We start from the raw sequence: 14,657 nt of genomic DNA on the forward strand, positions 1-14,657 counted from the left end.
GCCGGTGTCATCGGCGTGGGATGCAGGAAAAAGCCTGCGAGAAGCGGTGCTGGGGCGAGAGTAGGCCGCGCGAAACTTGCTCGTCAAGCTTTCTTGATTTCCAAGAAACTTTCTTAGGCTCGGGGAGCGGTGGTGCTGCCGCGCACGACCAGCGACGTGTCGATGTCGATGCGGCTGAAGGCGAGGCCCGGCTCGTCGGCCAGGCGCAGCACCAGCTGGACGGCCTGGTCGGCCATGGCCGCCAGCGGCACGCGCACGGTGGTCATCGGCGGGCCGGCCCAGCGGGCGATGGGCAGATCGTCGTAGCCGACCACTGACAGGTCGCCCGGGATGGTCAGCCCGGCCGAGCGGGCCGCCTCGTAGACGCCGAGGGCGTACAGGTCGGACGAGGCGAAGATCGCGGTCGGGCGGTCGGCGAGATCGAGCAGGCGCCGGCCCTGTTCGAGGCCGTCGGCGTGGTGGAACTCGCCCGGCCGGATCAGCTCGGGGTCGACCGGCAGGCCGGCCGCGTCGAGGGCGGCCCGATAGCCGGAGAGACGGGCCGTGGAGGCCATCATGTCGTGCGGCCCGGTGATGATGCCGATGCGACGGTGACCCAGCTCGATCAGGTGACGGGTGGCCTGAAATCCGCCGTTCCAGTCGGCCGAGCCGACCGACGGCACGCCCGGGGCCGGATCGCCGGCCGGGTCGATCGCGACCAGCGGGATCGAGCGCGAGCGCAGCCGCTGGAGATCGGCCTCGGCCAGCGAGGCGGCGACCAGGACGACGCCGACCGGCTGGCGGCGCACCACGTCCTCGACCCACTCCTCGTACGGCCGCTGCCGCTCGGTGGCGCTGGTCAGCACCATGCCGACCCGCCGCTGCCGAGCGGCCTGCTCGATGCCGGCCAGCGCCTCGCCCGCGAACGGGCTGTCGATCTCGTAGCAGAGGACCTCGAGCAGCGGCGCCGCCTGCCGTTTCGAGGCGCGGTGGCGATAGTCCTGGTCCTGGAGCAGGGCCTCGATGCGCGCGCGGGTCTCGCCGGAGACGCCGGACCGCCCGTTGAGGACCTTGGAGACGGTGGACACCGTGACGCCCGCGAGCGACGCGACCTCGGCCAGAGTCGCTCGGGACCGGTCAGAGGGCTCGCTGGGCATGCGCATCACCTTATCCGTGGGTCTTGACCTTGCCGTACGGCCGCTCCTATGCTCCCGATCGAACGACACTTTCGCAATTATCAGCGAAACTTTTCTTCGAGGGTGGCCGGATGTTCGAGCACAGGATCGGCGAAACGACAGTCATCGTCCGCGACGCCGCGGGGCGGCCGCTTCCCGGCCACGTGGTCACCGTCCGGCAGGTCCGCCACGCCTTCTCGTTCGGCAACATCGGCTTCGACTTCCTGGCCGGCGGCCCGTCCGTTTTCGGCGGCGCCGCCGGGCTCGACCTCGAGACCCTGGCCGCGGAGTTCACCAACCTGTTCAACACCGCGACCCTGCCGTTCTACTGGGGTGGCTACGAGCCGCGCCGGGGCCGGACCGACCGCGAACGTCTCACCGCGGCCGCCCGCTACCTCACCGAGCGGGGCGTGACCGTCAAGGGCCATCCCCTGGTGTGGCACACGGTCCAGCCCGACTGGCTGCTCGACCTGCCCGCCGACGAGACCGAACGGCTGCTGCGCGCGCGGATCCGCGACCTCGCGGGAGGCTTCGCCGGCCTGATCGACATCTGGGACGCGATAAACGAGGCGGTGATCATGCCGGTCTTCGCCAACGGCGACAACGCGATCACCCCGCTGGCCTGGCGGAAGGGCCGGATCGCGATGGTGCGGATGGCCTTCGAGGAGGCGCGGGCGGCCAACCCCGGCGCCACCCTGCTGATCAACGACTTCGACCTGACCTCGGCGTACGAATGCCTGATCGAGGCCGTGCTCGAGGCGGGCGTCCAGGTCGACGCGATCGGCCTGCAGACCCACATGCACCAGGGCTACCGCGGCGAGGAGTACATGGGCCGGATGCTCGACCGGTTCGCCCGGTACGGCCTGCCGCTGCACCTGACCGAGACCACCATCGTCTCCGGCCACCTGATGCCGCCCGAGATCAAGGACCTTAACGACTACCGGATCCCGTCCTGGCCCAGCACCGAGGAGGGCGAGGCCCGGCAGGCCGACGAGATCACCCGGCATTACCGGTCGCTCGTCGCGCACCCGGCCGTCGCCGCCATCAACTACTGGGGCATCACCGACAACGGCGCCTGGCTGGGCGCGCCGGTCGGGCTGCTCCGCGCGGACGGGAGCCGCAAACCGTCGTACGGCGCCCTCGAATCTTTGATCAAGGGCGAGTGGTGGCTGCCGCCGACCGAGATGCGCACCGACGCCGACGGCGCCATCCGGGTCCGCGGTTTCCACGGCGACTACGACGTCGACGGCACGCCCTTCACGATCTCCGCGTAGGCGTCCACCGGACTACCCCCGATTGGCACCCGAATCGGCGGGCGCTTCATCTCGCCCGGGCCGCCCTCGCCGCCGACTGGAGAGGTCATCACTCCGCCGGACCGTGAAGGGCTGATCTGTTCATGCGCAAGGCCGCCGCGCTCGCTCTGGGACTCGCCAGCGCTCTGCTCACCGCGTCACCGCTGGCCGAGGTTCCGGCGTCGGCGGCCGCCACGCCGACCCTGGCCGGGCGGATGGCCGCGGTCACGACGGCCAAGCAGATCAACTACTACCCGTCGGGGGCCGGCTGGACCCGGATGTGGACCGCGTTCGACCCGGCCGTGCTCGACGCCGACTTCGCCAAGGCCCGATCGCTGGGCGCCACCAGCGTCCGCGCCATCATCTTCCCCACGGTGTTCGGCTATCCGGCGCCCAAGCCCGAGTACACGGCGAAGCTGGCCCGGTTCGTCGCGCTGGCCGGCCGGCACGGCCTGACGGTGAAGCTGACCCTGTTCGACTGGTGGAACGGCTACTCCGACATCGCCGGCAGCAGCACCTGGGCCCGGGCGATCCTCGCGCCCTACCGCAACGACAAGCGCGTCATTTCGATCGGCCTGCAGAACGAGCTCGACCCGTCCAACGCGGCCGCGGTGGCCTGGGCCAGGAAACTTCTTCCGGTGGTACGGGCGGTCGTGCCGGCCACACCGGTGACGATCTCGGTGAGCGGGCAGGCCGGTGTCGCCGGTCTGAAGAAGCTGAAGACGATGCTCGGGGCGACCCCGCTGGACTACTACGACTATCACTTCTACGGCAACTCGCAGAACGCCCTGGCCCTCATCCGCCAGGCCCAGGCCGCCGTCGCGCCGTCCCCGCTGGTGATCGGCGAGACCGGCGCCAGCACCCGGACGACCAGCGAGGGCGAGCAGGCGGCCTATCTGGCCCGGGTGTTCCAGGGCGCCGCCGCGGCCGGCGTGCGCTCGGTCGCGCCGTGGACGCTGAACGACTTCCGCACGGGCGCGATCCCGCCTTCGGCGGTGGCGAAATCGGCGGCCCAGTACGCCTTCGGGCTGTACCGGGCCAACGGCAGCGCCAAGCCGGCGGCCGCCGTGGTGAAGGCGGCCTGGACGGGCAAGGCGTACCCGGCGAGCGCGCTGGACCTGGGCTTCGAGAACCCGGTCGGTCAGACGCCGTGGACCACGTTCATGCCCGAACTGGGCGCGGCCACCAAGGTGGGCAACGTCGCCCGGTCCGGCAAGGGGTCGGTGAGGCTGGCCCGCACCGGCAAGAACGCGGCCGGCTTGCCGTCGTACCGGGTCGCGCCCCTCGCACCCGTACGCCCCGGCCAGACCTGGCGGGCCGAGGCGTGGGCCCGTGGCACGGCGGCCACCGGAACGACCCAGGTGGCCCTGAGCTGGTTCGACGTGAACGGCCGCTGGCTCGGCGGCGCCGGCTCGGCCACCCTGCCGACCGGAACCACCGGCTGGACCCGGCTGACCGTCGCCGCGAAGGCCCCGGCCGGCGCCGCCGGACTCCAGCTGCACCTGAAGTCCGGCGCCAACAAGGGCTCGGTCTGGTTCGACGACGTGAAGCTGGCCGGTTCCTGACTCAGGCCCGGCTCAGGTAGTAGTGCCAGACGATCATCGTGCCGACGGTGCGATGAGGAGCCCAGACGGCTGTCACGTCATCGATCGTGGCCGTACGTGGCAGCCCGTTCAGTCGCCTGAGCCCGTTGACCGCGGCCAGGTCGCCGACCGGGAACAGATCCGCTCGATGAAGGACGAGGATCAGGTAGACGTCGACAGTCCAGTTGCCGATGCCTTTCAGCTGCACCAGGCGTTCCCGGATCGCGTCGTCGGAACGGCCTTCGAGATCCGCGAGATCGAGAAGGCCGTCGGCGATCTCCCGCGCGAGGCCACGGACATAGGCGGTCTTCTGCCGGCTGAAGGAGGCTGCCCGCAGTTCCTCGTCGCTCAGCGCCAGCACGTTCTCCGGGGTGATGAGCCCGACCCGCTCCCGCAACTTCTCGAGGGCGGCCTTGGCGGAGGCCAACGAGACCTGCTGCTCGAGGATGAACCAGACGAGCGACTCGAAGGTGTTGGGGCGGCTCCAGAACGGTGGATAGCCGAACTCGTCCACGACGTATCGCAGCCGGGGGTCGCGGGAGCCGAGCTCGTCGCAGAGCGCGGGAAGCTCGGCCTCGGTGAAGGTTCGTGCCGTCATCGGCCTCCCAGCGCCGTCATGCGCTCGACCGTGTCCTCGGTGGTCCACAGCGCGTGCGCCAGGTAGCGCCAGTTCACCATGGCGGCCACGTAACCGTCGCCCTCCTCGTTGACGCCGCCGCCGACGGCGTCGCGGACCATGGCGACCTGGAAGCCCATCTCGATGATGTCGCGCATGTGCGCCTCCAGGCACATGTTGCCGGCCGGGCCGGCCATGACGACGGTCTCGACGCGGCGCATGCGCAGCTGGAGCTCGATGTCGTTGTGGCGGGTCGAGAACAGCCGGTGCGGCGACGTGTTCGCGGTCTTTCCGTCCTTGAGATAGGGCTTGTACCGCTCGGGGAAGTCGGCGCTGGAATCGGCGAATCCGTCGAGCTCGATCGAGTCCTGGCGGAAGACGAAATGGTTCGGCGAGTTCAGCAGATAGTCGCCGATCTCGCCGGCCGGGGCGCTCCACTGGCCGTCCGGCGTATAGAAGAAGTGCGGCGAGTGGATGACGTGGATGTCGTTCTCCTTGGCCGCCCTCAGCAGGTCCTCCAGGTGGTCGGGGACGTTGCGCTCGGCCAGCGAGTCGGCGATGAGCTCGTAGTACGTCGTCCCCTCGGGGCGGAAGAACTCGTTCTGCAGGTCGGTGACCACGAGAGCGGTCCGGCGCCTGACGAGTTCCATCTCGGGCTTGTGGTGCGTGAACGGCTTGCTCATTTCCGGTTCCTTATTTCGTTGCTCCAAGGGCCTGGAAAAAGTAGGCGCGCCATGCCCCGATCCTGGAAGCCATCACCAGCGTGGGAATCTCGTTCTCGATCCTCACCAAGGGGCCGTTGATCCGGCGTGACCTCGACCAGCTGGCCGCGGCCTCCCGGCGGGTGAACGTCGAGCTGGGCATGTCGATCGCGTTCCTCGACGAGAGGCTGCAGCGCTCCCTGGAGCCGGGCACCCCGCCCACCGGCGCCCGCTTGAAGACCCTTCGGGCCATGCGGGACGCCGGATTCGCGCCGACCGTGTTCGTGGCCCCGATCCTGCCGGAGCTGACCGACAGCGCCGAGCAGCTGGACGACCTGATCGGCACGCTGACCGGCGCCGGGGCCGGTGCGGTGTTGCCGACGTCGCTCTATCTGGCGAGTGGCGTCAAGGAGCTTTTCTTCTTCTGGCTCAGGCGCGAGCACCCAGGCCTTCTGGACAGATACGGGGAGCTGTACGCCCAGGGGGCGGAGACGCCACGGCATTACCGCGACCTCGTACGGGCTCGCGTCCACCGGTCTTTGCGACGGCACGGCCTGCCCGTGCCGGACGCGGCCACGTCGGACAGATTCGCCTTGCGGGGCCGCCGTTCCCCGACAATCAGACCAACGGAGCCGACACTGTTCGACTGAATCGGTGCGCGACAGATCTGTACATGAGTAATGTTGTCTCGCGACTGGTAGTCGCATGAATGCAGACTCGGCCAAGCCGAACGCCCCTTTGGACCCAACGAAACGGGCACTGTAGACAGCAGCGCTCAATCTCGTAGTCTTCCCCCGTGCAGAGCCCACGAGCGGGCGGCGGGTGTTGAGTGGAGGGCTTGCGATGACCAAGCAACTCGAGAGCGGCATGCTCTCGGTCAAGAAGTTGTTCTCCCAGGATTTCTTCTTCCGGATTCCGGAGTACCAGCGCCCTTTCATGTGGGATGACGAGGACTTCACCAATCTGATCGACGATCTCGCCGACACGAAGTGGGACGAGCAGTATTTCCTCGGAACTCTCGTTCTCCAGAAGCAGCCGGGATCCGAGTACGACGTTGTGGATGGACAGCAGCGGCTCACGGCACTTTGCATCCTCCTGGCCTGCATACGCGACGCTGTCCGTGACAACGGCGAGGAGAAGTTGGCCAACGAGCTTCATGCCAAAATCTACGAGCAGGAGAACACGCTTGACGGGATTCCCGCCAAGAATCGGCTCCAGGTCAAAGACCAGGGCGTCTTCAACGCGCTCATAGGAACGATCGGCGCCACCGAGAAGCCCGTCTCGGAGTTCAACGCCAGCACCGCCGCCGGTGGACGGTACGAGTCGGCCCGGCAGGTCTTCTGGGAGAAGCTCAGGACCATGCCGCCGGACATCCTCAAGAAGTTCGCGGTCTTCGTCAACGGTGAATGCACGTTCATCTACCTGGCCACGGACTCGTTCGAGGACGCCTTCCAGCTTTTCACCGTGGTCAACGACCGTGGCAAGCAGCTGCGCCGCATCGACGTCCTCAAGGCGTACAACCTCGATCCGATCCGGATGCCCAACTCGGATGCGCGAGTCAAGTACGCGCAGAAGTGGGAGGACATGGAGACTCAACTTGGCGAGTCCAGGTTCGAGGATATCTTCCATCTTCTGCGTCTGATCTACACGAAAGACAAGCCCGCGACCGACCTGCACACGGAGTTCGTCGACCGGATCCTGGGCAAGGGTGATTCCCCCAAGCCTGGCGCGCAGTTCATCGAAGAGCTGACGAAATACGTGGATCTTTACGACCGCCTTTTCGTCGATCGGGACTACCTGGACACGCCAGTCGATGTTCACGTCGAATACCGGACGATGATGGGCGCCATGGTCGAACATTTCCCCGCATCCGAGTGGAAGGCCTGCCTCATCTACTTCGCCGACAAGTTCGGCAAGGCCAACTTGTACGATTTCATGCTGGCGATAGAGAAGGTCTACCTGGATCACTGGGTGCAGGCGGTGCGGAAGGACGAGCGATATGGCACGTACACGAAAATTCTGAAAGACATCCAAAGGGCCACGTCAGCGCAAGAGGTCATCGACGGCATCGGCGTCGACCTGAGCCACATCGAGGCGGCCTGCCGGTCGGAGCACTTCTACGGTGCCGGCCACGCCAAGTACCTGCTCGTACGCGCGGAGATCGTCACCAGTGAACTGGACCACCCGCACCACTTCCACGTTCGCTCCATTGAGCACGTGCTTCCGCAGAACCCGAAGCCGGGCAGTGCCTGGGCCGCGAGCTTCCCGTCCGAGGAGCACGCCAAGTTGGTGGACACCGCCGGGAACCTGGTTCTGTTGAGTAAGAGCAAGAACTCCTCCGCCGGTCGGAAGGAGTTCGAGGACAAGAAGGCGACGTATCTCGCGGACCGGGTCTCCGACTTTCCGCGGAGCGTGCAGGTGCTCAAATATGCCGCCTGGACGCCGGATCTCATCCGTCAACGCACGGAGGAGTTCGCCGAGATCGTGCTGAAGAACCCGTGATCATGGAGTGAATCCATAGACATCGGTTGATATCCGAGAGGTTTGGTGCGACCCTGTCTGGGAGCGCTCCCAGCTCAATCACCGACGGATGGAGGGGTCGAACATGTCGCTAGGGCGTCGTCGTGCGGTCACTATGCTGGCCGGGCTGCTCCTTCTTGTTCCGTCGGTGCTCACGTCGGCGTCGGCGGCGGGGGCCTCCCGCGTGCGGGCGGTGCCTCTCGCCGAGCTGAGCGTGGAATCCGAGCAGGTGGCCTATGGTCTGCGGCGGCCCGTTGCCATCACCGGGCTGGCCGACGGGCGGATGCTCATCGCCGAGAAAGCCGGCACCGTCCGCTCCTACCATCCCGACACCGGGCTGGCGGCTGATCCGGTGCTCGATCTCAGCGCGCTGGTCGACACCTCCGACAACGAGCGGGGGCTTCTCGGCATCACCCCCGCGCCGAACTTCGCGCGGACCGGCATGCTCTACGTGGCCTACACCAGCCTGCCCGCCGGGGCTCTCACCTTGGCCCGACTGCCCATCAACGCCCCGGAACGGCTTCAGGTTCTGCTCACCCAGGACCACGCCGAATACGGCAACCACAACGGCGGGCAGGTCGCCTTCGGCCGCGATGGTCTTCTCTACTGGTCCACCGGCGACGGCGGGCACGCCAACGACCCGTTCAAGTCGGGCCAGGATCTCGGCACGCTGCTGGGCAAGATCGTACGGATCGACGTGAACCGTGCCTGCGGCGCCAAGCCGTACTGCGTGCCCGCCGGCAACCCGTTCGTGCGCACAACCGGCGCCCGGCCCGAGATCTGGCTCTACGGGCTGCGCAACCCCTGGCGCTTCTCCATCGACATCGACAACTCGCTGTGGATCGGCGACGTCGGCCAAGGGCTGGTCGAGGAGATCAACCACATCCGCCCCTGGCAGGGTGGGTCGAATCTCGGCTGGTCCTGCAAGGAAGGCACCCCCGTCTTCGACCCGGAGCAATGCCGGCCCGGCGTGCGCTACGTCGATCCCGTCTTCGAGTACGAGCACTACATGACCGAGAGCTGCTCGGTGACCGGCGGCCTGGTCTACCGGGGATCGGAGACCCCCGAGGCCCGGGGCACCTATCTTGCGAGCGACTACTGCTCGACCCTCGCCTTCGCCGTGCGTCCCAAGCCCGGTGGCGGCTACGAGTCGGCCACGATCGGCAATCTCCCGACCCAGCCGACCGCCTTCGGCGCCGACGTGAACGGTGAGCTGTACGTGCTCAGCGATCTTCCGGGAGTGGTGAGCCGGGTCCACCTCCGAAGATGACCACGCGGGGTCCCCGGCCGGTGTCGATGGCCGGGGACAGCCGTCCGGTGGCGGTCACGCGCCCGGTTCTCGGGTCGACGATCCGGTAGTCCGGTGGCGTTCCGCGATCCGCCACCATCCGCAGTGGGCCGCCGTCCTCGAGGTACACGATGTGCAGCCGTCCCGGGACCCGCAGACCGCGCGGGCTGAGGAACGTCTCCCAGTCCGGGGCCATGTCGGTGGTCGGCGCACCTTGGAGGATGCGGCCGACCAGGCCGACGTACGAAGAGCCCTCGTAGTTCAGCGCGTCCCGCCAGCTTCCCTTCGGGCCCAGGAAGTACGGCGCGTGGCCGGGCTCCCCGTCGCGGTGCACCCACTGCCAGATGTTCGCCGCCCCGTAGACCACGCCCATCGTGGAACCGGCGCACAGGTTGCTCCACGCCTCGTGTCCCTGCCACCAGCCCGCCGCGAGATCCGGATGGCCGGTGCGCTCGTAGCTGGGCTCGCCGTTGGCGACCGCCTTGACCGGCGTCTCGTGCCACATGCCGGCCACCCGTTCCGGCACGTGTTCGCCACCGTGGCCGGTCTGGCACCACTGGAAATCGAGCCAGGGCGCGTCCTGATGGGCGTTGGCGCGGGCGTGGGGCCGGTAGTGGATGCCGGTCGGCTGCCCGTAGCAGTCGCTGTCGTGCACCGCCCGGCCGCCGGCCTCGATCTGCGGTTCGGTGCCCGAGCCGTCGGCGCCGACCAGATAGACGGCCGGGCGGGCGCCGTACCGGGCCACCAGATATCGGCAGTACCGCGCGTACTCGCCGGGTGGGACGACGGTGCCGGCGACGTCCAGTCCCTTCCAGCCGAAGCCCTGGAAGACCGGTTGCAGGACGGGGACGATGCCGTGATCGCGCAGGATGCCGAGAAGCCGGTCCAGGTATTGGAAGTACGCGGGGTTCAGCTCGGTGAGCCGGCCCGCCGGCAGGTCTTCGAAACCGACGTCGAAGCCCTCGTCGGCGCCGCGGTCGCGGGGCCCGGTCGCGCGCATGTCGGGCTGCACCGTCATGAGCAGGACGGCGTTGAAGCCTTTGGCGGCGCGGTCGCGGGCGTAAAGACGTACGTCCTCCTCGGTCGCCCGCCACGGCAGCGCCCACGCGGTGTCGGCCACGAGCAGCGCCGGCGTTCCGTCGGCGTGCACGAGGCTGCGGCCGCCGGGGGACATCCGCCAAAATCCGTGGCGGAGCAACGGATCGGCGCCGCCGGACGGGGCGACGTCGAGGTGGCCGGAGACCGCGTGCAGGCCGAGATCGGGCACGGTGGCGGTGGTGGTCCATCGCCAGGTGCCGTGGCCGGCCGGCGAGGCGAAGCGCACGCGCCAGGTCCGGCCGCCGTCCCAGAACGCCGGCCGGCGCAGCACCGTTCCGTCGGTGTGGGTGAAGTCCGCCCACACCTCGACCGACGTGTAGGGATCGGGGACGGCGGTCTCGGCGGTCAGCGTGATCTCGGTTTCGCGCCAGGCGCGGATCTTCATGTGCTCAGCCCTTCGAGGCGCCCGCGGTGAGCCCGCCGACGATCCAGCGCTGGAGGAACGTGTAGGCGACGAGGATCGGCACCACGGCGATGAGGATGCCGGCGGCCAGGCCGGTGTTGTTGTTGGAGAACTGGCCCTGGAAGTTGAGCAGGCCGACCGGGATGGTCTTGTTCGCGTCCGAGTTGAGCAGGATCAGGGCGAACAGGAACTCGTTCCAGGTGGCCACCGCGTCGAGGATGAAGACGGTGACCAGGGCCGGCGCCGACAGCGGCAGCACGATGGTCAGGAAGCTGCGCCAGGCGCCGGCGCCGTCGATGCGGGCGGCCTCGAGGATCTCGTCCGGCAGTTGCCGGAAGAACGACTGCAACACCAGGACCTCGAACGGGATGCCGAAGGCCAGGTACGGGCCGATGAGGCCGATCAGGCTGTCGGTGACGCCCGCGCTGCGGGCCATGACGAAAACCGGCACGATGGTGATGTAGATCGGGATGGTCAGTCCGAGGAACACCGTGTACATGATCGCCGGGCCGAACCGGATCCGCAGCTTGGCCAGGGCGAACGCGAGCATCGCGCTGATGAAGACGCCCAACGGCACCTTCAGGATCAACAGGATCAGGCTGTTGCGGTACGTCGTCGCGAAGTTGCCGATGCCCCAGGCGTCCACGAAATTGGAGAGCGTGAAGGTGCTGGGCCAGGACAGCGGTCCGTGGGCGATGAAGTCGGCCAGCGGCCGCACGGCCGTGATCACCAGCAGCACCAGCGGAGAGATCCACAGCAGGGCGACCAGCGTCATGACGACCGTCGTGCCGAGGCCGCCTCTGATCTTCGTCATGCGGCGTGCTCCTTCGTCTGGGAGCGGACGTACGGGATGCTGACCGCGATCGCGACGACGGTGATCACGACGGCGATGGCGGTGCCGTAGCCGGCCTGGTTGTACTGGAAGACGTTGAAGTACATCCAGGTGCCCATGACCTGGGTGGCGGTGCCGGGTCCGCCGTACGTCATGGCGTAGATCAGGTCGAAGACCTTGAACGAGTCGATGACCGAGAGCGCGATGACCACGTAGTGCGCCGGGCGAAGACCGGGCATCGTGATGTGCCAGAACTGCTGCCACCGGGTGGCCCCGTCGACGGTCGCCGCCTCGTACAGGTCCGGGCTGATGCTCTGCAGGGCGGCCAGATAGAGCAGCATGGGGAAGCCGACGCGCAGCCAGATCGCGGCGACCATGGTGGCGCCGAGCGCCGTCGAGTCCTGCCCGAGCCAGGGCTGGGCCAGCCCGTCGAGGCCGATGGCGCGCAGGGCCGCGTTGATCGCGCCGTACTGCGGGTTGTAGAGCCAGCCCCAGATCGAGGCGACGCTGACCAGCGGCAGGACCGCGGGCGTGTAGAAGATCAGCCGCAGGACGGGCTTGCCGCGCACCTTGCCGTTGAGCACGACGGCCAGCACGAGGCCGAGGACCACCGGAACGACGACGGTGACGACGGCCCAGATGAGATTGTTGACGGCGGCCTGGCGTACGACCGGGTCCTCCGCCATGTTTTTGTAGTTCTCGAGACCGACGGTGTTGTAGCCGGCGCTGAGCCCGTCCCAGTCGGTGAAGCTGAACCACAGCGACGACAGCGCCGGATAGACCAGGAAGACGAAGTAGACGATGAGGGCCGGCGCCGCGAACCCCCAGGCGACCAGGCCCCCGTGCCTGGTCTTTGCCTTGGTCATTTCTTCCAGGCCTTGATGACGTCCTGCATCTTCTTGGCCGCCTCGGCGGGCGAGGTCTTGCCCTGCAACACGTCGCTCTGGATCGCGAAGTACTGGTCGGACTGCTGCTTCGGCAGGGCCTGGTCCTGGATGGTGTAGAACGGCTGCTTTCCAGGACCTTGGGACCACTCGTACGACAGCGGCAGCGTCGCCTTGTCGGGCTCGGCGCCGACCACGACGGAGTTGGTGATCTTCAGCGCCGCGATGGTGTCGACCTGGACGAGGAAGTCGATGAGGGCGGCCGCCATGTCCGGGTTGCCGCTCTTCGCGTTGACCATGTAGCCCTCGACGAAGCCGGAGTGCCGCACCGGGTTCTGGCCGGTCGGCAGCGGGAAGACGCCGAAGTCGGCCGACTTCTTGCCGGCGGCCTGTATGCCCTGGGCCTCGGTCCAGGCGCCGGTCAGCGTATATGCGGCCTTGCCCTGCACGTACCAGTTCTCCACGTCGGCCGGGTCGAGGCCGACCGCGCCCTCGGGCAGCCACTTCTGGTCCTGCCACTTCTTGAAGTTCGTGAACGCGGTGACCACCTCGGGCCGGTCCCAGCTCTCGGCGCCGGTCAGCAGCTTGTCGTGCAGGTCGGGGCCGGCCGAGACCTCCAGCAGATATTCGAACAGGCGCATGATGTCCCAGCCGTACTTGCCGCCGAGGCTGGCCGGGGTGATGCCGGCCGCGACCAGCTTGGTGTTGGCCTCCTCGAGCTCCGCGTACGTCGCGGGCCGGGCGCTGATGCCGGCCTTGGTGAACGCGGCCTTGCTGTACCAGCCGCCGATGCCGGCGCCGATGAACGGCACACCGCCCTTGACCCCGTCGAAGGTCATGCCCTCGATGGCGGCCGGGCTGAGCTTCGAGTCCCAGCCGAACTTCGTGTAGTAGGCGCTGAGGTCCGCGGCCTGCTTGGCCTTGACGAAGGGGGCGCCGATCTGGCCGCCCCAGATGCGCCACACGTCCGGGCCCTTGCCGCCCAGCAGCTCGGTGCGCAGCTTGTCCGGATAGACCGCGGCCCCCGAGCCGGGCAGCGAGTCGACGGTGGTGGTCGTCCCGTTCTTCTGGTCGAACGCCTTGACCTGGGCCTTGAGCAGGTCGACGGTCGAGTTGTCCTCGTAGGTGAACAGCCGCAGCGTCTTCGAGCCGGTGCCCGTCCCGCTTCCGCTGTCCGATGAGCTGGTTCCCGTGCAGGCGGCCAGTCCGGTCGCGAGAGCGGCGGCGCCGCCCAGACCGAGGAATCCGCGTCGGTTCATGGTCATCTCCTTGTCGGGGGTTCGGCCGGCCGGCCGAAGCGGCGGATCTTGGCGAACATGTCCTCGAGCAGGAACCGGACGTCGACGGCCTCGACGACCCGGAGGGGATTGCCGGTGCCGGGCAGGTAGTGGCCCTCGCGGCCGAACCGGGGAGCGGGGACCGTGCGGAACTGGCCACCGCGGGGGTAGAGCATCAGGGAGATCGCGGGCGAGTCGCCCAGGGAGCGGGACTCGATGGGCTCCGGGTGGTGGGCCTCGTTCCACTCGGTCATCTGCCGGATCAGGTAGTCGGCGAGCCGGGAGGTGCCGCCGATCTTCTCCTCGAGCTCGGCGTAGCCCACCGAGACCTGGGAGTACACGTTGGAGGGCACCTGCCAGACGGTGATGCCCGAGCCGAAGACCACGTTGGCCGCGGCGATGTCGTTGCCGAGGTTGAATTCCGGGCCCGGGTACGTCTCGACGCCGCCGTAGCCGGGACCGCCGATCCAGATCACCACGACGTCGCGGTGAACGATCTCCGGTTCGAGCAGGATGGCCGTGGCCATGTCGGTGAGCGGGCCCAGGAAGGCGACGAAGAGCTGGCCCTCCCGCCGGCTCTCCTCGATGATCAGCCGCGCGCCCGGGCTGTCCCGCGGTGTCGTCTCGTCCGCGATCGGCCCGGCCGCGCCGTCGGCCACGGTGACCTTGCCGTCGAGATCCATGAGCCGCAGGAGCAGATCGATCTCCTCGCGCGACTCCTCCATGCTGCGCTCGCTGCGATGCCGCCCGAAGTGGGCGGCGATCAGCCCGCGGACGTCGAGCGACGGCGAGAGCAGGGCGTGCACGATCGCGAACTGGTCGTCGGCCTCGTTCTTGGCGTCGGTGTCGATGACGATCCGGCGGCGGGATGCAGGGGCCACCTGTGCTCCTTCGATGTCTCCGCCATGTCGATGCAGGGAGGCATATCTATTCAGACGATGGCGTCGGGGTGGTGAAGGTTATCGATAACCTATGCGGTAGGTTATCGATAACCCACTGAGGTGCACAG

At 68.0% G+C, this 14,657-nt stretch carries 13 protein-coding genes; 5 read left to right on the forward strand and 8 right to left on the reverse strand.

Annotated features, from left to right (window positions below; all coding sequences use genetic code 11):
- Positions 1-113 precede the first annotated feature (113 nt).
- Positions 114-1,136: a LacI family DNA-binding transcriptional regulator gene (locus ACQP2X_RS11480; RefSeq protein ID WP_498696204.1), complete on the reverse strand. Its 1,023-nt coding sequence runs from the start codon at positions 1,134-1,136 to the stop codon at positions 114-116.
- Between the two features lie 110 nt (positions 1,137-1,246).
- Here ACQP2X_RS11480 and ACQP2X_RS11485 point away from each other — a divergent pair, with 110 nt between their 5' ends.
- Together ACQP2X_RS11485 and ACQP2X_RS11490 are read left to right on the forward strand one after the other, a co-directional pair.
- Entirely contained in the window at positions 1,247-2,428 is a 1,182-nt protein-coding gene (locus tag ACQP2X_RS11485; protein ID WP_498696205.1) for an endo-1,4-beta-xylanase, read from the forward strand.
- Positions 2,429-2,550: 122 nt separating this feature from the next.
- Positions 2,551-4,011, forward strand: coding sequence for a cellulase family glycosylhydrolase (locus ACQP2X_RS11490; protein WP_498696206.1), 1,461 nt, complete (start codon positions 2,551-2,553; stop codon positions 4,009-4,011).
- Between the two features lies 1 nt (position 4,012).
- On the opposite strand, the gene ACQP2X_RS11495 is transcribed toward ACQP2X_RS11490, so the two are convergent.
- Together ACQP2X_RS11495 and ACQP2X_RS11500 are read right to left on the reverse strand one after the other, a co-directional pair.
- Positions 4,013-4,627 carry a DNA-3-methyladenine glycosylase family protein gene (locus ACQP2X_RS11495; RefSeq protein WP_498696207.1) on the reverse strand — a complete coding sequence of 205 codons (615 nt, stop codon included), beginning with the start codon at positions 4,625-4,627 and terminating at the stop codon, positions 4,013-4,015.
- Entirely contained in the window at positions 4,624-5,328 is a 705-nt protein-coding gene (locus ACQP2X_RS11500; protein WP_498696208.1) for a cysteine hydrolase family protein, read from the reverse strand. The genes ACQP2X_RS11495 and ACQP2X_RS11500 overlap by 4 nt, the downstream gene beginning before the upstream one ends.
- Positions 5,329-5,408: 80 nt before the next feature.
- Here ACQP2X_RS11500 and ACQP2X_RS11505 point away from each other — a divergent pair, with 80 nt between their 5' ends.
- The 3 genes from ACQP2X_RS11505 to ACQP2X_RS11515 all read left to right on the forward strand — a co-directional run bounded on the left by ACQP2X_RS11505 (position 5,409) and on the right by ACQP2X_RS11515 (position 9,136).
- A complete protein-coding gene (locus ACQP2X_RS11505; RefSeq protein WP_498696209.1) occupies positions 5,409-5,996 on the forward strand; it encodes an SPL family radical SAM protein in 588 nt (195 codons plus the stop codon).
- A gap of 193 nt (positions 5,997-6,189) precedes the next feature.
- The gene (locus ACQP2X_RS11510; RefSeq protein WP_498696210.1) at positions 6,190-7,848 is read left to right on the forward strand and encodes a DUF262 domain-containing protein; all 1,659 of its coding nucleotides are present in this window, start codon (positions 6,190-6,192) and stop codon (positions 7,846-7,848) included.
- Positions 7,849-7,951: 103 nt separating this feature from the next.
- Positions 7,952-9,136: a PQQ-dependent sugar dehydrogenase gene (locus tag ACQP2X_RS11515; RefSeq protein ID WP_498696211.1), complete on the forward strand. Its 1,185-nt coding sequence runs from the start codon at positions 7,952-7,954 to the stop codon at positions 9,134-9,136.
- Here the strand turns inward: ACQP2X_RS11515 and ACQP2X_RS11520 are convergent.
- Genes ACQP2X_RS11520 through ACQP2X_RS11540 form a run of 5 tightly spaced genes read right to left on the reverse strand, consistent with a single transcriptional unit; the run spans position 9,090 to position 14,529 of the window.
- A complete protein-coding gene (locus ACQP2X_RS11520) occupies positions 9,090-10,637 on the reverse strand; it encodes a glycoside hydrolase family 140 protein (RefSeq protein ID WP_498696212.1) in 1,548 nt (515 codons plus the stop codon). The genes ACQP2X_RS11515 and ACQP2X_RS11520 overlap by 47 nt on opposite strands.
- Positions 10,638-10,641: 4 nt before the next feature.
- Positions 10,642-11,469, reverse strand: coding sequence for a carbohydrate ABC transporter permease (locus ACQP2X_RS11525; protein WP_498696213.1), 828 nt, complete (start codon positions 11,467-11,469; stop codon positions 10,642-10,644).
- Positions 11,466-12,353, reverse strand: a complete 888-nt coding sequence (locus ACQP2X_RS11530) for a carbohydrate ABC transporter permease (RefSeq protein ID WP_498696214.1) — start codon at positions 12,351-12,353, stop codon at positions 11,466-11,468. The genes ACQP2X_RS11525 and ACQP2X_RS11530 overlap by 4 nt, the downstream gene beginning before the upstream one ends.
- Positions 12,350-13,630: an ABC transporter substrate-binding protein gene (locus tag ACQP2X_RS11535; RefSeq protein WP_498696215.1), complete on the reverse strand. Its 1,281-nt coding sequence runs from the start codon at positions 13,628-13,630 to the stop codon at positions 12,350-12,352. The genes ACQP2X_RS11530 and ACQP2X_RS11535 overlap by 4 nt, the downstream gene beginning before the upstream one ends.
- A gap of 2 nt (positions 13,631-13,632) precedes the next feature.
- On the reverse strand, positions 13,633-14,529 hold the full coding sequence (locus ACQP2X_RS11540) for a nucleoside hydrolase (RefSeq protein ID WP_498696216.1): 897 nt from the start codon (positions 14,527-14,529) through the stop codon (positions 13,633-13,635).
- Positions 14,530-14,657 lie beyond the last annotated feature (128 nt).

Source organism: Actinoplanes sp. CA-131856, from assembly GCF_050956135.1.
GTDB lineage: Bacteria > Actinomycetota > Actinomycetes > Mycobacteriales > Micromonosporaceae > Actinoplanes.